Origin of the sequence: Desulfobulbus alkaliphilus (assembly GCF_016918545.1) — a bacterium.
In the GTDB taxonomy this organism is placed as follows: domain Bacteria; phylum Desulfobacterota; class Desulfobulbia; order Desulfobulbales; family Desulfobulbaceae; genus Desulfobulbus; species Desulfobulbus alkaliphilus.
Window position 1 is genome coordinate 90,699 of sequence record NZ_JAFFQC010000008.1, and the last position, 20,606, is coordinate 111,304.

Consider the following 20,606-nt stretch of genomic DNA (forward strand, 5'->3'; position numbering starts at 1 on the left):
GGGACTTGCTGGTAAATTGAAGCAACTATCTGAAATGTCCCACTCGTTACGTACCAAACTGAACATTCGGGCCGATATCCGCACACGATGGAATTAAGTGAAGCACTGTCCGCCAAGAAAAAAGATATAGTTGGCCTGTGGATTGACAGAACTCTTGACAGCTATTCTTCTCCCGGTTTTTTCAAAAAATCGACGGATCCTTTTGCCAATCCGGTTGGCAGCATTATCTCCCAAGGCCTCACCATCCTGTACGAACACTTGCTGGCCAATGCTGAACAGCAGGAATTTGTAGAACCCCTTGATCAGGTGGTTCGAATCCGGGCTGTGCAGGATTTCGCGCCATCCCAAGCCATGGCCCCTTTTCTGGAATTGAAATGGGTGATTCGGCAGATTTTTTCCGCCTCCAAGGAAACCCGGCACCTGCTGGGTGAGTTGGATAAACTTGATTGCAGAATTGACGCCATGGCCCTGGCGGCCTTTGACAACTACCTTGTATGCCGGGAACAACTATTTCGTAACCGAATCCGCGAACTGAAAAGCGGCAGAGCTATCCTGACGGATTCGGCATGCCCTTCGGCGATAATGCGACACAACAACGACCAGAGTGCATAGGTGGTCAACGAGACACGTGATAGCTTGGTGTGCATCGAGTCGCTCTGGCGGCTGTAACCGCAGACATATTGAGACTATTCCGAGGATACATTTGACAGCGTAACAGAGCATCAGGGGGAAGAGAGCCGTTGCTGGACGGCCAGAGTCAGGATGAGCTGCCCCCTGTCTTCATTGTGTATGACCGGTCAGATCGTCACCATCGCAAAGAGAACGTTTCTGGTTCCGGCCTTAATCATAACGTATTGGACGTTAGTGTTTAACAAGAATGAGAAGGAGTGATCGATGAAGTACGCCTTCCCTTTGGCGGCAGTAATTGCCCTGGTGTTGATTGCGCTGATTGGAGTGCAGATACCGGGAATGCAATATCTTTTTGGTGTTGCCATTCCCTATCTGGCCATGGCGCTGTTTTTAGGCGGTTTTTGTTACAGGGTCATCTATTGGGCCAAATCGCCGGTCCCGTTTAAAATTCCCACCACCTGTGGTCAGGGCTACTCGCTGCCCTGGGTCAAGCAGGATAAACTGGAAGCGCCGGTGAACACCGGGCAGGTCATCGCTAGACTGTTCCTGGAAATCTTTCTGTTCCGCTCACTGTGGAGAAACACCAAGGCCACCGTCCATAGCGGTCCGAAATTAACCTACGAGTCGAGCAAGTGGCTCTGGCTGTTCGGTATCCTGTTCCATTACAGTTTCCTGGTCATAATCATCCGCCATATGCGATATTTCCTCGATCCAGTGCCCTGGCTGGTCTCTTTCGTGGAAACCGCTGACTCATTACTGGAGATCGGCTCACCCCTGATGTACACGACCGACGTGGTCATCATCCTTGGCCTCCTTTTTCTGCTGGCACGAAGGCTGTTCAATCCCCAGGTCCGGTACATTTCCCTGTCCAACGATTACTTCCCGCTCTTTCTCATTCTCGCCATCTGCATCACCGGTATTCTCATGCGGTATGGCCTGCGCACCAATGTGGACATCGTTGCCATCAAGCAACTGGCCGTTGGCCTGGTCACCTTCAGCCCGACCATTGTGGCTGAAATCAGCTCTTTATTCTATGTCCACCTTTTCCTGGTCTGCGTCCTGCTGGCCTATTTTCCCTTCAGCAAGCTGATGCACCTGGGGGGCGTTTTCCTCAGCCCAACCAGAAATATGGCTAACGACTCGCGCATGAAACGGCACATCAATCCGTGGAACCCCGATATCAAGCCTCACTCGTATGCGGCTTATGAGGATGAATTCCGAGAAGACATGGTCGAACAGGGCATTCCGGTGGAAAAAGAGCTGCCTCCCAAGGCAAATGACTAAAGCTGGATAATTTCTAGAGCATAAGGATATAGCAATGGCAGTAGTAAAGGTAGATAAGCTGGCAAGGAGCGTTGCCGAGGGACCTACGCTGATGACAGGCTCCATCCCGAAGCGGGACTGGATGGACACCCCTGTGGTGTTCAAGCCTGGTAATTATGCCTATCCGACCAAACCCGAGGTACTCAAGTATCTGGACAGTCAGAAAGGTGTCAGTTTTCCCAACGCACGCGAATGGAATCCGGAACAGGACGACTGGAAACTTCCGGAAAACTGGAAAGACATTATCCTTCAGGGTTTGGCTGATCGGCTGGATCGCTTTCGTTCCCTGAAGATTTTCATGGACTGCTGCGTTCGCTGCGGTGCCTGCTCCGACAAGTGCCATTTTTTCCTTGGCACCGGGGATCCGAAAAACATGCCGGTGTTGCGTGCTGAACTGCTACGTTCAGTCTACCGGCAGGATTTCACCCGCGCCGGCAAGATTCTCGGTAAACTCGCCGGAGGCCGTGAAATGACGGTGGGTGTCCTCAAAGAATGGTTTATGTATGCCTACCAGTGTACTGAGTGTCGGCGCTGTTCCGTGTTCTGTCCTTATGGTATTGACACCGCCGAGATCACCATGATGCTCCGTGAACTGCTGCACCTGGTCGGCGTTGGCATCAACTGGGCAATGGAACCCGTGTCAAACTCGAACCGGACCGGTAACCACATGGGTCTGACCCCTCAGGCCTTCAAGGGCAATGTCGAATTTCTCTGCGAGGACATTGAAAACCTCACCGGGGTCAAGGTGAACCCCACCTTCAACCGCAAAGGGGCCGAGGTGCTGTTTGTCACCCCATCGGCGGATGTTTTCGCCGAACCCGGTATCTTCACCTGCATGGGCTACCTGTTGCTGTTCGAGGCCATCGGCCTTGATTACACCTGGTCGACCTATGCCTCCGAAGGTGGCAACTTCGGCCTGTTCACCTCCAACGAGATGATGAAAAAGCTCAACGGCAAAATCTATGCGGAGGCCAATCGACTTAAGTCCCGCTGGATCCTGGGCGGCGAATGCGGTCACATGTGGCGCGTCCTCCACCAGTATATGGATACCATGAATGGACCCACCGATTTCATGGAAATCCCCCGTTCACCGATTACCGGCACGGTGTTTGAAAATGCCAGATCAACGAAGATGGTCCACATCTCCGAATTCACTGCCGATCTGATCAAAAACGGCAAAATTACCCTGGACAAGAGCCGGAACGCGCACGTCAAGGCTACGTTCCATGATTCCTGTAACCCTTCCCGTGCCATGGGTCTGCTTGAAGAACCCCGGTACATCCTTGATCATGTAGTCGACAACTGGGTGGAAATGCCCGCCAACACTATCCGCGAGCAGACCTTCTGTTGCGGCTCGGGAACGGCGCTCAACACCGACGAAATCATGGAACTCCGCATGCGCTCCGGTTTTCCACGCGCCAACGCGGTGAAATATGTCCACGACAAGCATGGTGTCAACACCCTTGGCTGTGTATGCGCTATTGATCGCGCCACCCTGACCACGCTCATGGACTACTGGGTCCCTGCTGTACAGGTGGCCGGTCTGAGCGAGTTGGTCGGCAACGCTTTAGTTATCGAAGGTGAGCAACGACAAGACCTGACCGAAGGGCTCAGGACCATGGTATAATCTACCGGCAGGAATGGAGGATACAAGAGATGTATGACAGCGGTAAAATAATCCCGGGACTGTTGATTTTCGTCCTGTTTGTCACCATACCCATATGGTACAACCGCGGTACCGCCCAGGCAGTACCGGAAATCGTGTTGCCGAAAGATGTCGAGAGCTGTGTCCTGCCTCTGGCGGCTATCCGGTCCGATCATATGAAGCTGCTGATGACCTGGCGTGACGATGTGTTACGGGATGGCGATCGATCGACCTTTGAGATTGAAGGCAAGCAATACCAGAAGAGCCTGACACTGACCTGTTTGCAGTGTCACGCCAATAAGGAACAGTTCTGTGACCCTTGCCACACCTATGTGGCCGTCAGACAACCTAACTGCTGGGATTGCCATTTTGCTCCAGTTGAGTGAACGGCAAAGGAGGAGATAGACAGATGGATATAAAACGACGAAATTTCCTCAAAGTGGCCGGCATCACCACCCTCGCCGGACTTGGAGGAACCGCGGTGGTTGGTCGGTTGGTCGCCAGCTCAGGTCTTGCGCAAGCCGCGGGTGGTCAAGGCGCAGCACAAGCAGGCCAAGCCAACCTCAATGGCAATCAAACCAATCCCGGTGTCAAGCGATATGGCATGATCATCAATCTCAAATCCTTCCGGGACGACCCAACCCTGGGAGAAAAAATTGTTGAGGCCTGTCATTCCTACAACAACGTGCCTGATGTCCCCAATCCTAAAGACGAAATCAAATGGATCTGGATGACACGGTACGAAAACGCATTTCATGAAAACTACCACCTGTACAGAGATGAGGCCACCGAAAAACAGGAGCTGCCTGTCCTCTGCAACCATTGCGACAAACCACCCTGTGTCCGGGTTTGTCCGACCAAGGCAACCTTCCGCAACAGGGATGGTGTTGTGGTCATGGATTATCATCGCTGCATTGGTTGTCGGTTCTGCATGGCCGCCTGTCCCTACGGCATGCGCAGTTTTAATTATATCGAACCCGCTCCCTATATAAGCAACCTGAACCAGAACAAACCGCGAAGAATGCGGGGGGTGGTTGAGAAGTGCAACTTCTGCGTTGGGCGCATAGAGGTAGGACAACTTCCAGCCTGTGTCGAGGCGTGCGGCGAGAGCAAGGCTCTGGTCTTTGGCGATCTCAATGATCCAGACTCTGAGATCAGAAAACTGCTGAGGGAAAATCATACCATTCTGCGCAACCCATCCCTTGGCACTCTTCCTTCAGTCTTCTATATAGTATGAGGCAGCCATGTTTGAGAAAGCATTAAAAGGAAACAACTACTACTGGATGTGGCTGGCCTTTCTCGGCTTTTTTATCGCCGTGGCCGTGGTCGCCTACCTTCGGCAATATTTTGTCGGATTAACGATTACCGGAATGAGTCGTGATGTCTCCTGGGGGCTGTATATTTCTCAGTTTACCTTCCTGGTCGGTGTAGCCGCCGGGGGTGTCATGCTCGTTCTTCCTTATTATATTCATAATTTCAAGGCATTTGGTCGCATCACCATTCTTGGAGAATTCCTGGCGATTTCCGCACTGATCATGTGCCTGATGTTTATCATGGCCGACCTGGGGCAACCTCTGCGTGGCCTTAATGTTGTCCTGTTCCCCTCTCCGGGATCCATGCTTTTCTGGGATATGATAGTCCTCTGGGGCTACCTCATCCTTAACATTCTATGCGGTTGGGTTGTCCTCACCTCGGAGCGAAACCAGATCGCTCCTCCCAAGTGGATCTATTTTTTCATTTATCTGTCCATCCCTTTTGCCTTTTCCATCCACACTGTCACCGCCATGCTGTACTGCGGTCTTCCCGGTCGCCACTTCTGGTTGACAGCTATCACGGTACCCCGATTTCTCGCCTCGGCTTTTGCCGCCGGTCCGGCACTGATTGTCATCATGGCCTTGATCCTCAAGCGTGTTGCTAATTTTGATGCTGGCAAGGAAGCAATAGATAAAATAGTTACTATTATCATTTATGCTGCTATTGCCAACGTCTTTTTTCTTGCCATGGAATTTTTCGTTGGCTTCTACTCCAACATTCCGGGCCACATGCACACCATAGAGTACCTGTTCTTTGGCCTGGAACACCACGGAAATGTCTACAACAATCTTGTGCCCTTCATGTGGGCCTTTATCGCCCTCTTTTTTGTCGGCTTGGCCCTGCTCAGCAATCCCGGCACCCGAAGAGGAAACGACCTGTGGCTGGGTCTCGGCTGCGCCTCGATCTTCACCGCATTCTGGCTGGACAAGGGCCTTGGTTTCGTCCTTGGCGGTTTTGTCCCCAGCCCGCTGGAAGAAATAACCGAGTACTACCCGACCCTCAATGAAATTTTCATCACCATAGGGATCTGGGCAACCGGATTTTTCATCCTCACTATTCTCTACAAGATAGCCATCGGCGTCGAGCACGAAGTCGAAGCCTGACACCAATCAGAATCTTCTCCATACCCCCCGAGTCATCGGGGGGTTTTTTTTTGCCTTTCATCCTGGATCCGTGAGCGTTTGTCCGTGCGTCAGCTTCGTTGTTCGTGACCGTTCGATTAAAGTACACTTTATCGAACGGTTACGGACAATGAAGAGGGGTGACGGACGCCCCGAAGGGCGGCTGGTGCAGGGTATTCTCAAGGATTTTGCTGCACTTATAAGCTGATTACAGCAAGATATATCCAAAGCACGAGTCCAGCCGTCACGGATTCAGATTTGATTCAAGGGATCAGAATCCGCTCATGCTGAGATACATCGTCCAAAGCGAGTTAATCTGATCATTGAAAATCAGATACGCCATGGCCCCCAACGCCAGAAAAGGCCCATACGGGATGCGGGTTCTTGCCCCCGTTTTCTGTTTGATCATCGCCGCTACACCCACCACACTGCCGGCAACTGAACTGGAAAACACCACAAACAGCAGGCTCTGCCAGCCGAGAAAAGCGCCGATCATCGCCAGTAGCTTAATATCTCCGCCCCCCATGCCTTCACGTCTGGTGAGAAAGAAATAGCCATAGGCCACCGCGTACAGGATCCCACCACCCAGGAGAATCCCCAACCCGGATTGCTGCCAGGTGACCTGGTCATTGAAAAAAGAACCGGCAAACCCTATGGCAATTCCGGGCAGGCTGATACGATCGGGAATTATTTGATGATGGAAATCAATAAATATGATAACCAACAAGGCAGCAAAAAAAATAAAATAGAGGATGAATGCAAAACTGAGAGCAAACCGGGCCGCCAAGACCGCCGCCAGCACAGCCATGGCCAATTCGACCAGCGGATATTGCAGAGATATCGTTTTCCCGCAGGTTCTGCATCGTCCCCGCAGTAGCAGATAACTGATGATCGGAATGTTATCAAACCAGCGCAGGGGCTGTTTGCACCGCGGACAATGTGATGCGGGAAAGATGATGGACCTGTCTGTTCTGGGCAGGCGCAGGATGACAACATTCAGAAACGAGCCCACCACTGCGCCCAGCAAAGCCGCCGAAAAAATAAGATAAAGTTCCATTGCAAATAGTTCACCAGTTCATAATCACGGTTTAACCTCTTCCTTCTTCTTTCTATCTGTTTCCATGCGCGAGTACCAGGAAAATTCCGTTGTCCAGGCGATCGATCGCTTATCCGACTCCTTTCATCGCCTGACCCTTTTTGCCCCACGGATAGCAGCTGCCGCCCGTCCCGGTCAGTTCGTGATGGCATCCTGTGGAACCACCCTTGATCCGTTGCTGCGGCGGCCTTTTTCGATCCATCAAGCCTTTGCTGATGGCGCCCTGGAGCTTCTGGTCAAGGTCATCGGCCGCGGAACCAGTTACCTGTCCACTCTTCGTCCCGGTGCTGAGCTGTCCCTCATCGGTCCCCTTGGCCGTGGATTTCACCTGACCACTCACGGCCCGGTCACCCTTGTTGGTGGCGGTATCGGTATAGCCCCTCTATTATTTCTCGCCAGCCATTTGCCAACCGATTCCAAGATATCCACCTGTACCGTGTTGCTCGGGTCCCGGACCAATACGGATCTCCTTGTCCTGACTGAAGAATTCAAACAACTTGGCTGCCAGGTCCGTACGGCCACTGATGACGGCAGCCTCGGCCACCATGGATTTGTCAGCGAACTCCTGCCCGCTGCTCTTCCCGGAGCGCACATGGTTTTCACCTGCGGTCCCCATGCGATGATGACCACCGTTGCCCGCCTGTGCCTTGACGCCGGCATACGCTGCGAAGCCTCGCTCGAGGCTCACATGGCTTGCGGCCTCGGCGCCTGCCTGGGCTGCACTATTCATGGTGCCGGAAACACCTACCGTCATGTCTGCAAACACGGCCCGGTTTTCGATGCCACGGAGGTCGCATGGACACCTTGACCACTGCCGTACCTCCGGAAATGAAGATCTCGCTTGGCCCTTTGCACCTGGCCAATCCGGTGATGACCGCCTCCGGAACCTTCGGGTATGGTGCCGAGTTTTCCAACCTGGTCGACTTGCAGCGTCTGGGCGCCTTGGTAGTCAAGGGGATCTCTCTTGAGCCTCGACCTGGTAACCCACCGCCGCGGGTCGTCGAGACCGCCTGCGGCATGCTCAATGCCATCGGTCTGGAAAATGTCGGCCTGGATCGCTTTATTCACCAAAAAATGCCGTTTTTGCGCACCTGCGGTAGCCGAATCATTGTCAACATCCTTGGTGACTCCATTGACGAATACGCCATTCTTGCGGAAAAATTAACCCTGGTCACTGGTGTCGATGGTCTGGAGGTCAATATCTCCTGTCCCAATGTCAAGAAAGGCGGAGTTGCCTTTGGCACGGTTCCGGAGATGGCCGCCGCTGTGACTCGGGCGGTGAAGAACGCCACCGACCTTCCTGTCATCATCAAGTTGTCTCCCAACGTCACTGACATCGCCGCCATGGCCAAGGCCGTTGATGAAAGCGGTGCTGATGCAGTTTCCCTGATCAATACCCTGATCGGCATGGCCATCGATATCCACAGCCAAAAACCAAAACTGGCCAATATAATCGGCGGTCTTTCAGGCCCAGCCATCAAACCTGTTGCCCTGCGCATGGTCTGGCAGGTTGCTCGGACGGTATCGATTCCAGTTGTCGGAATCGGCGGGATTGGTACCGCTGAAGACGCCATTGAGTTTCTCCTTGCCGGGGCCTCGGCAGTGCAGATCGGGACAGCCAACTTTTACAACCCGGCAGCAGCGGAACAGATACTCACCGGGATCGAAGCCTACCTCAGCCGGCAGGGGGCTTCGTCGATTCATGACATCATCGGCTCCCTGCGGACGACCATCTAATGACACAGCGTGGTCGACTCTGCGTTTCTGTTGCCGCACCCGACGCTGGTAGTGTGCTGGCGGCAGTCATGCCGGCGGTGCACCTGGTGGATGTCGTCGAAATCCGTCTAGATGCCATGAAGGATCCTCACATAGCTCAATGTATTGCCGATCTGCCCTGCCCGGTGCTGGTCACCAACCGGCCACAGTGGGAGGGGGGACTGTTCATGGGCAGTGAGGAGGAGCGGATACACATCCTTTGTCAGGCAATCCAGGCCGGTGCCCGATATGTGGACGTCGAACTGGGTGCTCGCCAGGATTTGCGTCGCAAGGTGCAGGAAACAGCTCGGCACAACGAGGCCGAAGTCATCTTGTCCAGTCACGATTACCTTGCTACCCCCCCATCGGCCAGACTCAAGGAAATCCTTGCCGAGATGATCACTGCCAAAGCCGACATCGGTAAAATCGTCACTACCGCGACAACCGCGGCGGACGTGCTTCGCATCCTGGCGCTGCATGAAAATGCGGCAGCCGCGCACTTCCCTCTCTGCGCCTTTACCATGGGTGAGGCAGGGCGAATCAGCCGACTGGCAACCCTCTATCTGGGCGGGTTCATGACCTATGCCGCCATTGACCAACAGCAGGTAACGGCCCCCGGGCAGATCTCCATTGCTGATCTGCATACCCTGTGCACTTTGCTCGAGGCTGAATAATGATCAACGGCACAACCCGCTTGTTCGGCATCATCGGCAACCCGGTTGCCCACTCCCTCAGTCCGATTATGCACAATGCCGCCTTCAAAACCCTGGGGTTGAACGCTGTCTACCTGCCCATGCAGCCGAAGAATCTGGATGAAGGGTATCGGGGTCTGCGTGCCCTGGGATTTGTCGGCGTGTCGGTCACTGTCCCCTTCAAGGTTGCCATCATGCCGCTGCTGGACCAGATCGACCCGGTGGCCCGCAAAATCGGTGCAGTCAACACCCTATTGTTTCACCAAGATGCCCATGGATCAACCCTGTGCACGGGCTCCAATACCGACTGGATCGGTTCTAATCGCGCCTTAGAGACAGAGATTGACCTGTCCGGCAGCACGGTGCTGATTCTTGGTGCCGGTGGTGCCGCCAGGGCGATAGGGTTTGGCCTTGTCGAGGCCGGAGCGACCATCCTGGTGCACAACCGCACCGAAACCAAGGGCCGAAAACTTGCCGCCCAGCTCGGCGCTACCAGCGTCCCGGACCAGCAACTCGCCGACATTCGGGCTGATGTCCTGATCAACACTACCTCGGTGGGCATGTCCCCAAATCACCAGGCACTGCCGATCAACCCGAAGCTGCTGTCTCATTTTTCCGTGGTCATGGATATTGTCTATGCACCTCTGGAGACCGCCCTGCTGCGGGAGGCTGCCGCCTGTGGCTGCAGAACTGTTGACGGTCTCCAGATGCTGCTGCATCAGGGAACCGCTCAGTGCAGTCTGTGGACCGGCCAGGAAGCACCGCTGGCCGTGATGCGGCAAGCCCTGCTGTTGGAACTTTCGTCCCGCGGCACTGCCCCGGCACCAGGCACCTAATCCTCTCCCGCCCCTTGAGCAATTGCCATGAAAACCATAACCCCTGTCGGACCCATCGACACCACCATCAAAGTTCCCGGTTCAAAAAGCCTCACCCAGCGCGCCCTTATCGCCGCCGCCCTGGCGGAGGGGACTTCGCACCTCATCGGTCCCCTGGCCAGTGAAGACACCCGCTTCACTATGGAGGCGCTCCGGCTTATGGGTGTTGTCTGCGATGACAGCGACCCTGAGCGCTGGCAGGTGCAGGGAACCGGCGGTCTGATCAGTACACCTCGCCGTGATATCTTTCTCGGTAATAATGGCACAGCGACCCGTTTTCTGACCTCGGTGGCCACCCTCGGCCAGGGCCGATTCCACATCACCGGCAGTGAGCGGATGGCGGAACGGCCCATCCTGCCGTTGATGGAGGCCCTGCGTGGCTGGGGTGTCGAGATCGACAGCGACACCGGCAACGGATGTCCGCCGCTGACCATCAACGCCAACGGCCTTGGTGGCGGCGCCACGGTTCTTCCCGAGGGCAAGTCAAGTCAGTACCTCTCCTCACTCCTCCTGGTTGCTCCCTATGCGGCAAATCCGGCGGCACTCGAAGTCCGGGGTGAAATCCTCTCCCGTCCTTATGTGGAAATGACCCTGGCGGTGATGGCTGATTTCGGCATCCGCGTTGAAGCCGCGCCGACACTGGATTTTTTCAGGATCCCGCAGGGGCGGTATCAGGCCAGAAGATACTCGATTGAGGGTGATGCCTCCGGGGCCTCCTACTTCTGGGCAGCAGCCGCCATCACCGGCGGCAGGGTAACGGTTACCAACATCCCCCTCCCTTCCCTGCAGGGAGATACCGGACTGCTGCCCTATCTGGGGCGCATGGGCTGCTGGATCGATCTTGATGATGCCGGCGGCATTACCCTCACCGGCACAGACCACCTGCAGGCGATTGAGGTGGACATGGGGGACATGCCCGATGTCGCCCCGACTCTGGCCGTGGTTGCCGCTTTTGCCGAGGGCACCACGGTGATCAACAATATCGCTCACCTGCGGATCAAGGAATGCGACCGTCTGTCAGCGGTGGTCACGGAACTGCGCAAACTCGGCGCCAACGTCGAAGAGGGGCCGGATCGAATGATCATCCATGGAAAAAAAGGCGGCGCCAACCTGCACGGCGCCACCATCACCACCTACAATGACCACCGTATAGCCATGTGCTTTGCCGTCGCCGGTCTGCGCATTCCCGGGGTGCGGATTACCGGCGAAGAATGTGTGGACAAATCCTTCCCCGATTTCTGGGAACGTTTCTCCTCTCTGGCCTGAAAGAAACAATTCAGACGGTTCTGGTCCAGCGGCACACACGACGCTCGATAACATCCAGCACCATATAGAAAAAGAACCCAGGGCAGCCATGGCAACGATTCCCGCATAGAGCCATTCATAGTCCGCCTGCCCCCAGGCGGCCATGATAATAAATCCCAACCCATTAGTGGTGGCAAAGCTCTCCACAAAAAAGAGGATAGCCACCGCCGTGCCAATGGAAATACGCAGTGCGGTCAGGATTTTTGGCAGGGTAGCCGGCCAGACAACGTGCCGATAGATCTGTGCCCTGCTGGCACCCAGAGTCTGCATGGACAGAAAATAGTTACGATGGATCGATTTGGCCGCATCCAGGGTCGTGACCAGGATTTGAAAAAATACGATCAAGGCAATGAGGATAATTTTGGAAAGATCACCAATGCCAAAGAGAATGATGATCAGGGGGAGAAGAACCACATGGGGAATGGGATAGAGCAGATAGATGTAGGGTGAGAACCGCCGATCCAGTACAGCTTCCGTTCCGACCAGTAAACCCAGCGGCACCGCGGTTACCAGGGCCAGGCCAATACCAAGGAGAGCACGAAGGGCGCTGATGCTGATATCTCCGGCCAGCCGACCGTCCTGCATCATGGCCGCCAACAGGGAAAAAACCCGCCAGGGTTCGGGCAGTGCCATGGAATCAAGCAATAGGGCCACTGCCTGCCAAACGCCGAGCAGGATTACAGCAAAATAAAACCCGAACAAGCGTCCCGCTGTCACGAATCCAGGTCTTGTTTTGGATGAATTTTGTCCAGGTCCAGCAGACGCGCGACAGCTTTGTGCACAATTCTGCCGTCACCTGAGGCTCGGACGAACATCCACGGATTCAGTCTCTCTCAATTCCGCCCTGGAATATAGCGGTATGCTCCCATGCGGTCAACCGTATGCGATAACCGGCGCCCGAGGAGATGCTCGAGATGAGCGACAGCCCGACGGAGACGATGTCCATCAATAGCGATGCTGTACCCCCTTTGCTGAAGAAGAAACACCGCATCCTCGGTGGCAACATTACCGCCGCTGCCCTGAATGAAAGGGCAACCGCCCAGACCTCCCAGCACCGTGTCAAAGAGACGCACCCCGCCTGCCAGCCCGGCGGTCATGTTGGCCAGCCCCTGATCCCGGGCCCCGTGGAGATGGAGGGAGAGGACAGCAGCCGGAACCAACCGTCGTATCCGGGTAACAAGTGACTCCACCTGATCTGGTCCGGCCGCGCCGGCGGTATCGGCCAGATTGACTTCCATGGCTCCGGCCGCCGTCATATGTTCCACCGCCCTGACCACCATCGCCTCGGAAACCTCCTCTTCATTGCCACAGCCAAAAGCGCACTGCACTCCGGCCCGGACAGAGAGCCCGGCCGCGGTGGCCGCGGCTATCAGATCAGTCATCACTTCCAGAGCCCTTGCTGCCGGCAGGCCTGCATTACTCCGGCTATGGCTGTCTGCAACCGAGACCGACATGCTTACATGGGTGAGGCCGCAGCGAAGGGCACGCTCCAATCCTTTTCTGTTGAGCACCAGCGCTGTACAGACCACCGCCGGATATTCCCGCTGCACCATTATGGCCAGGAGATCGGTATCGGCCATCTGCGGTACTCTGCGAGGATCGACAAAGCTGCCGATCTGTAGACGGTTGACCCCGGCCTCGATGAGCAGACGGGCAAGGTGCAATTTTTCCGTCAGACTGAACAATCTGCCTTCCGCCTGTAAACCATCACGTAAGAGTTCTTCTTCCAACACGACAAACATGCTCTTCCTGAAAGAGAAGACATTTATGCAGCGCTATCACCACACATTCTCTGGGTCGCCGCTACTTTTGTCGGTGCCCTGAATCAGGTGAACTGGCAGGTCAGTGAACTGGCCCGGCAGTATATGATAGCCACCGGCATGATGAAACCACCCTGAATCCTTGACGGCTGGACTCTTTTTTGGGTATATCTTGCTGTAATTATATTATAATTTCTGCAGAATCCTTAAAAAAGTACTTTCACCCGCCGCCCTTCGGGGCGTCCGTCCGCACGCCAACTTTATTGCCCGTAACCGTCCGATAAAGCTCACTTTAATCGAACGGCCACAGACAATAAAGCTGACGCACGGACGAACGCTCACGGATCCAGGACCACTGCACACCCTGGTTGATTATTCCTCACATATCAAAGGGGTCGAATATTTAATCTGTGTCGCCTTTTTCGTGGCCTTTCCCATTTTCTTTAAATATGTTAATGAAGAGAAGTAAAGGGTCCCGGTCAAAAAATAGTCTGTCCCATAAAGTACCCATCACGGGCCCGATTGTCGCAATCGGGCCCATTATCTTTGTGCACACGCCTCTTTCGCTTCCCCTGTCAGTTTCCTGAATCCGTGACGGCTGGTCGCTTGTTTTGGACATATCTTATTGTAATCATATTATAATTGTAGCTGAATCCTTGACAATAACTTTCACCAGTCACCCTGCGGGGCACTCATCCACACGCCATCTTTATTGCCTATGACCGTCCGATAACGTGTAGTTTAATCCAAGGGTCAGAGATAATAAAGCTGAAGCACCGAGGAACGCTCACGGATCCATGAACAGGGCTGACGAATGGCTGAGTATTTACCTGTCCAGACAGGTCTCAGCAAAGGCCGCCAACTATCGAAAACAATGTTCTCCACACAACCAGGGAACATACCAACAGCCGGTCTGCTGAGATCGGGAAGACTCCGGAGGCATATATGGAACCGCAACTTTTCATCGACCATGATCTCTGTATCCAGTGCGGAGCTTGTGTGGACGACTGTCCTTTTCATATCATCGCCCTGAACCCTGAGTATCCAGAACTGTTGCCGCAACGGGTCCATCACTGCATCCATTGTCAGCACTGCCTGGCAGTCTGCCCCACTGGCGCCTTGTCGATTTTCGGCTGCGACCCCAACCAATCAATGCCCCTGCCGCGGAGTCTTCCCGAACCGCGGCAAATGACCGCCTTGATCAAGGGACGCCGTTCCGTACGCCACTATCGGCCGGAACCCCTTGAAACCGAGGTGATCGAAACCATGCTGCGCACCGCAGTCAATGCCCCCACCGGTAAAAACATTCGCGGGTGCCTGTTCACGGTGATTGAAAATCAGGCCACCATGGCTCAGCTGAGAAGAGAAACACTGGAAGGGCTCCGGCAGGCAGTGATCGAGAAGAGACTTTCTGAGGGTTTGAGTTATTTCCGCCATGTAGTGTCGGCCTGGGATAACGGCCGGGACATTATTTTCCGGGACGCACCCCACCTGCTGATTGTTTCTGTTCCGGCAACGAATTCCACGCCCGATGCGGATATCATCATTACCATGAGTTATTTTGAACTGCTGGCCGCAAGCATGGGAATCGGCACGCTGTGGAATGCCATGGTGAAATGGGCTTTTTCAGTGATTCCAGATGATATGTATGCCCGCCTGGGGATCCCCGACGATCATATCAAGGGCTATGCCATGCTGTTCGGTCGTCCTGCGGTCACCTATTATCGCACTGTGCAGCGGGACTCTGCAGCCATCAACCGGGTTCGGCTCGATCCTTAAAGGGTTGAGAGCTGACACATATCCAAAACAAGATCCAGCCGTCAAGGATTCAGGTAAAGGAGAAGACATGGCAAGATGCATCGGCATCCTCACCGCGGGAGGCGACAGCCCCGGACTCAATGCAGCCATACGGGCCATCGGTAAAAGTGCCCTCAACGCGTATAACATGCAGGTTATTGGTTTTCGGGATGGTTTTCGTGGCCTCATGGAAAACCGCACTGTCCTGCTCGAAGGTGAGATCCTTTCCGGCATACTCACCCTGGGCGGCACCATTCTCGGCACCAGCCGTGACAAGCCCCACAAAATGCCGGTCGGCTCCAGGGTGCAGGACATGACCGAGGTCATGCTGGACAATTACCGCCGCCACAACCTGGAGGCCTTGATCTGCATCGGTGGTGGCGGCACCCAGAAAAACGCTCACCGACTCGCCCAGGCCGGTATGCATATCATGACCTTGCCGAAAACCATAGACAACGATGTCGCCATGACCGACATCACCTTCGGCTTTGATACAGCGCTGTCGATTGCCACCGATGCCATAGATCGGCTCCATTCCACCGCCCACAGCCACCACCGGATCATTGTCGTTGAAATTATGGGCCACAACACCGGCTGGCTTGGTCTCGGTGCCGGCATGGCCAGTGGGGCCGATGTCATCCTTATTCCCGAAATCCCCTACGATATCAAACAGGTAGCCGATGCTATCCGCAGACGAAGACACCGGGGCAAAAACTTCAGCATCGTCGCAGTCTCCGAAGGAGCCATTTCCATCGAGGACACCCGAAAACTGGCTGCATTGCAGAAAAAAAAACAGGCGGCCGGGGACAGCAAACAGCAGAAAAAAACAACGGCTGCCCTGGAGGCCTTCAAGGCCCAGCAGAACAACAATACGCTGCACCTGTCCCGTCAACTGGAAGTCCTCACTGGCCTGGAAAGCCGCCTGACCATCCTGGGTCACCTGCAGAGGGGCGGGACTCCAACGGCCGCCGACCGGATCCTGGCAACCCGCCTTGGATCAGCCTGTGCCGCGGCCATCAATGAGCGGCAATTTGGCTGCATGGTGGCGGTGAAAGGAGAAACCACCGCCCTGGTGCCGCTGGATCAGGTTGTCGGCAAACGCAAGGTCGTCCCCCTGAACCATCCCTGGATTCGGGCGGCCCTGGAAACCGGGACCTGTCTGGGGAATCACATTTTTTGACTTCAGCACACCCCCGCCCGAAAATAAAGGAAATCGGCCCGGCGAATTCATTCCTGTCGCTCAGTCCTGAATCCGTGGCGACTGGACGCTTGTTCTGCACACATCTTACTATAATAAGGTTATAAATGTAAAGCAACCCTTGACAACAACCTGCACCAGCCGCCCTTCGGGGCACCCGTCCAAACGCTCACAAACCCAGGTCAGTGTCAAGGATCTTCGCTGCTTCGCACGATTTCCCCTTCCACCAGATAGATAATCTCTTCGGCGATATTCGTGGCCCGATCACCAATCCGCTCCAGGTGGCGGGCGATCAGGTAAAGATTCACCAGGCAGGCGGCATCGGCCGGCTGGCGACCAATCTCCTCGATCACGGTTTTATAGGCCTGATCGCGGGCACGATTGACTTCGTCGTCCATAAGAAAAATCTGACGAGCCAGGGCGGCATCCTCGGTCACCAGCGCATCCAGGCATGTTTTCACCATCTCCATAATCTTGGCTGCCATGGGCTGATAATCAAGTACATAAACAAAATCGCTCGTTTTCTTCTCACTGATGGTCAGGATCCGCTTGGCCAGATTGACGGCAATATCCGCTATCCGCTCAAGTTCACTGTTGATTTTGATCACCGCAACAATCAGCCTGAGGTCTCGGGCCACCGGCTGGTGCAAAGCAAGTATCTTCAGGCATTCCTCCTCGACTCGGATCTCCATGTCGTCGACCTCCCAGTCCGAGGTCATAATCTTGCGGGATTCCTCCTCGTCCTGGGTCTCGAGAATGGCGCAGGCGCGTCGTAGACGGTCTTCCACCAGGGTCCCCAAGGTGATGACCATATCCTTGAGCTGATCAATCTCACGGTGAAAAAACATATGTTTACTCACAGAAATCCTCCGGTTTATTTAAAAGAACCGTTCACCAGCACACCATCTGCAGAGAATCAGGCTGCTGTGATGGGATCTTGATTGGTTCAAGCAATGCGAGGCGATCCGGGCATGGCATAATCTACAAACGGACAAAATACAAGGCGTTGATTACTCCTTGGTTATAAATGAGTTAGGATAGTGTTAATCGGCTTTTTTTTATTGCATCACCGGTGGCGCTGCATAAAAATAAAGCAGTAAAAAATCATTACCGGGGGACAATAGCGTGAAAAAACCAAGCATTCTGGTTGTCGAGGACGATACCGACATCCAACAGCTTGTCAGTTACAACCTGATCAAGTCAGGTTTCAATGTCACCTGTGCCGACACTGGCGAAGAGGCGCTGCAGTTGCTCGGTCGGGAATTGTTTGACGCCATGGTCCTTGACCTGATGCTGCCGGGTAAAGACGGGAATGAAGTCTGCCGGGCGGTGCGCAATCAGGAATCGACCCGAGCCATCCCCATCATCATGCTCACTGCGAAAAGCGAGGAAGATGATATCGTGTCCGGCCTGGAATGCGGCGCCGATGATTACGTTACCAAACCTTTCAGCCCCCGGGTACTGATTGCCAGACTCGAAGCCGCCCTGCGCCGTACCCCGGAGCAGCAGTCTGACATTGACGATGCCGCCGGGGTGATCATCCGGCACGGAATGGAAATCCATCCCGGCCGTCATGAAGTACGGGTCAACGGTGAAGAAGTCCATCTCACCGCTTCGGAATTCACTATTCTTGAACTGCTTGCCAACAGACCTGGCTGGGTCTTTTCCAGGCAACAGATCATCGACCAGGTGCGGGGGTACGACTACAGTATCACTCCGCGGGCGGTGGATGTGCAGATTTTCGGACTGCGGAAAAAACTCGGCTCCTGCGGATCCTGCATCGAGACCGTGCGAGGCATCGGCTACCGGATTCGAGAGTAATCCAAAACAAGCGTCCAGCCGTCACGGATTCAGGGCCATCGCCCGGCCCGCTCCGCGAATCCGGCCCGCACCCTTGCCGACCAAGACGCAACCCCAAACAACAACCCCTTTACATTGATCCCATGCGCAATATTCGGCTTTTCTGGCAGATCTTTCCCACCTGCGTCGGTATTACGATTTTTTCCCTTGTACTCGCCGCCTGGTTAGCCACCACCACCAACCAGGCATTCTATATCGATCATCTGAAAACCGACCTCCGGAACCGTGCCCTGCTCATGGAACCGACCATCACCTCGCTCAGCAGCGGTGACATGGGACAACTGCAGCAGTTTATCCGTCAGACCGGGCGACGAGCCGCCACCCGCATTACCCTCATTGATGCCGAGGGCCTGGTTCTGGCCGATTCCCATGAAAATCCTGCCTTGATGGACAATCATGCCACGCGATTGGAAGTCGCCGCTGCCCTGGCCGGCGAAACCGGCTTTTCCCTGCGTCTCAGTCCCACCCTGGGAGAACCGATGCTCTATACGGCTATTCCCATTGTCCTGCCCCATACCGACCACCGGGGAGCACTACGAATGGCCCTTCCTGCCACCGCTGCCGACAAGATGCTGTCCGCACTGCGGATGAAGATGATCGGGATCGGCCTTGCCGTGGTCGGCCTCGCGGGACTCCTCTCGCTCTATAGCGCTCGAAAAATCAGTCGCCCTTTGGAAGAGATGAAAGCCGGCGCTGAACAGTTGACCAAGGGCCGCATCGATCAGCTTGTCAAAATCAGCAGCGACCGCATGTCCGTTGAGATGGCCGGCCTGGCCGATTCCATCAACCAGATGGCGGAACAGATCAACCGGCGCATCCGCATCATCATTCAGCAGCGCAATGAATTGGAGGCTGTTTTTTCCAGCATGGCCGATTCCGTGGTGGCCATCGACGCCGATAAGAAAATTATCCGGATGAACCAGGCGGCCACAGCCTTGTTTGCCCTACCCTCCGAAGTGGTCAAGGGCAAACCGGTTCAGGGTATTATCCGCAATGCCTATCTTCTCGAGATGATCGATTTCACCCTGGCGCAGGAAACCGAGCATGAACAGAAAATCACGCTGTTCAACGGGACCGAGCCTATCATTCTCCAGACCCATGCCATCCCTCTCCGCGATGAGGACAACCGGAGCATTGGGGTCTTACTGGTCATGAACGACCTGACCAAACTCAATCGCCTGGAAAACATCCGCCAGGATTTTGTCGCCAATGTCTCCCATGAACTGAAAACCCCGATCACCGCTATCAAGGGGTATGTTGAGACCTTGCTGGATGGAGCCCTGGAGGATCATGACAATGCCCGCCGCTTTCTCGACATCATCGCCCGCCAGTCCAACCGGCTCGATGCAATTGTCGATGATCTGCTCACCCTGTCCCGTATTGAAGATGCCAACAACAAGCATACTATCACCCTGACCATGAATCGGATCGCTCCGGTCCTGGAAAATGCTGTTCAGGTCTGCGCCGGTCATGCCGAAAAAAAGAACATTGAAGTTCAGATCGATTGCGACGAACATCTGACAGCGCCCATCAATCAACCCCTCCTCGAACAGGCAATAATCAACCTGCTCGAAAATGCCATCGCGTACAGTTCAGTTGATTCGCGGGTCTCGCTGCGTTGTTGCAGCAGCCGCACCATGCAGAATGAAGAGTTTATTCATCTCAGCGTCCTTGACAACGGTCCCGGCATTGCCAAGGAGCATCTCCCCCGTTTGTTCGAACGCTTCTATCGATGTGACAAGGCGCGGGGCCGCGATCAGGGCGGGACCGGCCTGGGCCTGGCTATTGTCAAACACATTGCCCAGGCCCACAAAGGGTCCGTGGAGGTCGAAAGCACCCTCGGCAGTGGCTCGACCTTCACCATTACCCTGCCGATGGCGGACCGATAAGCGACACCCTGGAAACTTTCTCTTGACGACCCGTTTTCTCTGTGCTAATTAGCCATTCTCAAAGCGACTGCGGACAAGTTTCACCCGCATCCCGTCCTTCGTGCCCTATTCCTCGGTAGCTCAGCCGGTAGAGCAGGTGGCTGTTAACCACCCTGTCGGCGGTTCGAATCCGTCCCGAGGAGCCAACCACGAATGCAACCCTTTTCCTAACCGGTTGCTTAACGCATAGAGCCCCGCATCGATGATGCGGGGCTTCGTTGTTGTTATGACATTGATTTCATAAAGTTACGCCAGCACCGACATTCCCAACTTCTTTCTCCATTCTCCGCCAAACCGTCCGTTTCAT

The 20,606-nt window shown here is 54.8% G+C and carries 18 protein-coding genes, 1 tRNA gene and 1 pseudogene; 16 read left to right on the forward strand and 4 right to left on the reverse strand.

Annotated elements, in window-relative coordinates; all coding sequences use genetic code 11:
- The first annotated feature begins 87 nt into the window (after positions 1-87).
- The 6 genes from JWG43_RS06145 (at position 88) to dsrP (ending at position 6,015) form a co-directional block, all read left to right on the forward strand.
- Positions 88-612 carry an RsbRD N-terminal domain-containing protein gene (locus tag JWG43_RS06145; protein ID WP_205241942.1) on the forward strand — a complete coding sequence of 175 codons (525 nt, stop codon included), beginning with the start codon at positions 88-90 and terminating at the stop codon, positions 610-612.
- Positions 613-894: 282 nt separating this feature from the next.
- Entirely contained in the window at positions 895-1,914 is a 1,020-nt protein-coding gene (gene dsrM, locus JWG43_RS06150; RefSeq protein WP_205241943.1) for a sulfate reduction electron transfer complex DsrMKJOP subunit DsrM, read from the forward strand.
- Positions 1,915-1,948: 34 nt separating this feature from the next.
- Positions 1,949-3,580: a sulfate reduction electron transfer complex DsrMKJOP subunit DsrK gene (gene dsrK / locus JWG43_RS06155; RefSeq protein WP_205241944.1), complete on the forward strand. Its 1,632-nt coding sequence runs from the start codon at positions 1,949-1,951 to the stop codon at positions 3,578-3,580.
- 29 nt (positions 3,581-3,609) lie between these two features.
- Positions 3,610-3,984 carry a sulfate reduction electron transfer complex DsrMKJOP subunit DsrJ gene (dsrJ, locus tag JWG43_RS06160; protein WP_205241945.1) on the forward strand — a complete coding sequence of 125 codons (375 nt, stop codon included), beginning with the start codon at positions 3,610-3,612 and terminating at the stop codon, positions 3,982-3,984.
- Positions 3,985-4,007: 23 nt separating this feature from the next.
- The gene (gene dsrO, locus JWG43_RS06165; protein WP_205241946.1) at positions 4,008-4,835 is read left to right on the forward strand and encodes a sulfate reduction electron transfer complex DsrMKJOP subunit DsrO; all 828 of its coding nucleotides are present in this window, start codon (positions 4,008-4,010) and stop codon (positions 4,833-4,835) included.
- 7 nt (positions 4,836-4,842) lie between these two features.
- Positions 4,843-6,015 (forward strand): sulfate reduction electron transfer complex DsrMKJOP subunit DsrP, encoded by a 1,173-nt coding sequence (dsrP, locus tag JWG43_RS06170; RefSeq protein ID WP_205241947.1) that lies wholly within the window; start codon positions 4,843-4,845, stop codon positions 6,013-6,015.
- 289 nt (positions 6,016-6,304) lie between these two features.
- On the opposite strand, the gene JWG43_RS06175 is transcribed toward dsrP, so the two are convergent.
- Positions 6,305-7,090: a prepilin peptidase gene (locus JWG43_RS06175; protein WP_205241948.1), complete on the reverse strand. Its 786-nt coding sequence runs from the start codon at positions 7,088-7,090 to the stop codon at positions 6,305-6,307.
- 64 nt (positions 7,091-7,154) lie between these two features.
- On the opposite strand from JWG43_RS06175, the gene JWG43_RS06180 reads away from it, so the two are divergent.
- The 5 genes from JWG43_RS06180 to aroA are packed head-to-tail and all read left to right on the forward strand — an operon-like array spanning position 7,155 to position 11,717.
- On the forward strand, positions 7,155-7,937 hold the full coding sequence (locus JWG43_RS06180; RefSeq protein WP_205241949.1) for a dihydroorotate dehydrogenase electron transfer subunit: 783 nt from the start codon (positions 7,155-7,157) through the stop codon (positions 7,935-7,937).
- On the forward strand, positions 7,925-8,866 hold the full coding sequence (locus JWG43_RS06185) for a dihydroorotate dehydrogenase (RefSeq protein WP_205241950.1): 942 nt from the start codon (positions 7,925-7,927) through the stop codon (positions 8,864-8,866). The genes JWG43_RS06180 and JWG43_RS06185 overlap by 13 nt, the downstream gene beginning before the upstream one ends.
- Positions 8,866-9,558 carry a type I 3-dehydroquinate dehydratase gene (aroD, locus tag JWG43_RS06190; protein WP_205241951.1) on the forward strand — a complete coding sequence of 231 codons (693 nt, stop codon included), beginning with the start codon at positions 8,866-8,868 and terminating at the stop codon, positions 9,556-9,558. Before JWG43_RS06185 ends, aroD begins: the two co-directional genes overlap by 1 nt.
- On the forward strand, positions 9,558-10,412 hold the full coding sequence (locus JWG43_RS06195) for a shikimate dehydrogenase (RefSeq protein ID WP_205241952.1): 855 nt from the start codon (positions 9,558-9,560) through the stop codon (positions 10,410-10,412). The genes aroD and JWG43_RS06195 overlap by 1 nt, the downstream gene beginning before the upstream one ends.
- 27 nt (positions 10,413-10,439) lie before the next feature.
- A complete protein-coding gene (gene aroA, locus JWG43_RS06200) occupies positions 10,440-11,717 on the forward strand; it encodes a 3-phosphoshikimate 1-carboxyvinyltransferase (RefSeq protein ID WP_205241953.1) in 1,278 nt (425 codons plus the stop codon).
- Between the two features lie 138 nt (positions 11,718-11,855).
- Here aroA and JWG43_RS19575 read toward each other — a convergent pair.
- A pseudogene (locus tag JWG43_RS19575) lies at positions 11,856-12,389 on the reverse strand (ABC transporter permease); the annotation flags it as partial.
- 200 nt (positions 12,390-12,589) lie between these two features.
- Positions 12,590-13,498, reverse strand: a complete 909-nt coding sequence (locus JWG43_RS06205) for a hydroxymethylglutaryl-CoA lyase-like TIM-barrel protein (RefSeq protein ID WP_205241954.1) — start codon at positions 13,496-13,498, stop codon at positions 12,590-12,592.
- Between the two features lie 963 nt (positions 13,499-14,461).
- Here JWG43_RS06205 and JWG43_RS06210 point away from each other — a divergent pair.
- Both JWG43_RS06210 and JWG43_RS06215 read left to right on the forward strand, forming a co-directional pair.
- Positions 14,462-15,295, forward strand: a complete 834-nt coding sequence (locus tag JWG43_RS06210) for a nitroreductase family protein (RefSeq protein WP_205241955.1) — start codon at positions 14,462-14,464, stop codon at positions 15,293-15,295.
- 67 nt (positions 15,296-15,362) lie between these two features.
- Positions 15,363-16,493: a 6-phosphofructokinase gene (locus JWG43_RS06215; RefSeq protein WP_205241956.1), complete on the forward strand. Its 1,131-nt coding sequence runs from the start codon at positions 15,363-15,365 to the stop codon at positions 16,491-16,493.
- Between the two features lie 206 nt (positions 16,494-16,699).
- Here JWG43_RS06215 and phoU read toward each other — a convergent pair whose 3' ends face one another.
- Positions 16,700-17,371, reverse strand: coding sequence for a phosphate signaling complex protein PhoU (phoU, locus tag JWG43_RS06220; RefSeq protein WP_205241957.1), 672 nt, complete (start codon positions 17,369-17,371; stop codon positions 16,700-16,702).
- A 265-nt stretch (positions 17,372-17,636) separates the two neighbouring features.
- Here phoU and JWG43_RS06225 point away from each other — a divergent pair, with 265 nt between their 5' ends.
- From JWG43_RS06225 to JWG43_RS06235, 3 genes are all read left to right on the forward strand, one after another.
- On the forward strand, positions 17,637-18,332 hold the full coding sequence (locus JWG43_RS06225) for a response regulator (RefSeq protein ID WP_205241958.1): 696 nt from the start codon (positions 17,637-17,639) through the stop codon (positions 18,330-18,332).
- Positions 18,333-18,454: 122 nt separating this feature from the next.
- Positions 18,455-20,260, forward strand: a complete 1,806-nt coding sequence (locus JWG43_RS06230) for a sensor histidine kinase (RefSeq protein ID WP_205241959.1) — start codon at positions 18,455-18,457, stop codon at positions 20,258-20,260.
- A 109-nt stretch (positions 20,261-20,369) separates the two neighbouring features.
- A tRNA-Asn gene (locus JWG43_RS06235) sits at positions 20,370-20,445 on the forward strand.
- Positions 20,446-20,606: the final 161 nt, after the last annotated feature.

What these genes read in the sequence shown, in the direction of transcription:
- JWG43_RS06230 (WP_205241959.1), top strand. Translation starts at nt 18,455, where the DNA reads ATGCGCAATATTCGGCTTTTCTGGCAGATCTTTCCCACCTGCGTCGGT.
- JWG43_RS06175 (WP_205241948.1), bottom strand. Translation starts at nt 7,090, where the DNA reads ATGGAACTTTATCTTATTTTTTCGGCGGCTTTGCTGGGCGCAGTGGTG.
- dsrJ (WP_205241945.1), top strand. Translation starts at nt 3,610, where the DNA reads ATGTATGACAGCGGTAAAATAATCCCGGGACTGTTGATTTTCGTCCTG.
- JWG43_RS06145 (WP_205241942.1), top strand. Translation starts at nt 88, where the DNA reads ATGGAATTAAGTGAAGCACTGTCCGCCAAGAAAAAAGATATAGTTGGC.
- JWG43_RS06195 (WP_205241952.1), top strand. Translation starts at nt 9,558, where the DNA reads ATGATCAACGGCACAACCCGCTTGTTCGGCATCATCGGCAACCCGGTT.
- JWG43_RS06180 (WP_205241949.1), top strand. Translation starts at nt 7,155, where the DNA reads ATGCGCGAGTACCAGGAAAATTCCGTTGTCCAGGCGATCGATCGCTTA.
- dsrM (WP_205241943.1), top strand. Translation starts at nt 895, where the DNA reads ATGAAGTACGCCTTCCCTTTGGCGGCAGTAATTGCCCTGGTGTTGATT.
- JWG43_RS06210 (WP_205241955.1), top strand. Translation starts at nt 14,462, where the DNA reads ATGGAACCGCAACTTTTCATCGACCATGATCTCTGTATCCAGTGCGGA.
- dsrP (WP_205241947.1), top strand. Translation starts at nt 4,843, where the DNA reads ATGTTTGAGAAAGCATTAAAAGGAAACAACTACTACTGGATGTGGCTG.
- aroD (WP_205241951.1), top strand. Translation starts at nt 8,866, where the DNA reads ATGACACAGCGTGGTCGACTCTGCGTTTCTGTTGCCGCACCCGACGCT.
- aroA (WP_205241953.1), top strand. Translation starts at nt 10,440, where the DNA reads ATGAAAACCATAACCCCTGTCGGACCCATCGACACCACCATCAAAGTT.
- dsrK (WP_205241944.1), top strand. Translation starts at nt 1,949, where the DNA reads ATGGCAGTAGTAAAGGTAGATAAGCTGGCAAGGAGCGTTGCCGAGGGA.
- JWG43_RS06205 (WP_205241954.1), bottom strand. Translation starts at nt 13,498, where the DNA reads ATGTTTGTCGTGTTGGAAGAAGAACTCTTACGTGATGGTTTACAGGCG.
- JWG43_RS06215 (WP_205241956.1), top strand. Translation starts at nt 15,363, where the DNA reads ATGGCAAGATGCATCGGCATCCTCACCGCGGGAGGCGACAGCCCCGGA.
- JWG43_RS06185 (WP_205241950.1), top strand. Translation starts at nt 7,925, where the DNA reads ATGGACACCTTGACCACTGCCGTACCTCCGGAAATGAAGATCTCGCTT.
- dsrO (WP_205241946.1), top strand. Translation starts at nt 4,008, where the DNA reads ATGGATATAAAACGACGAAATTTCCTCAAAGTGGCCGGCATCACCACC.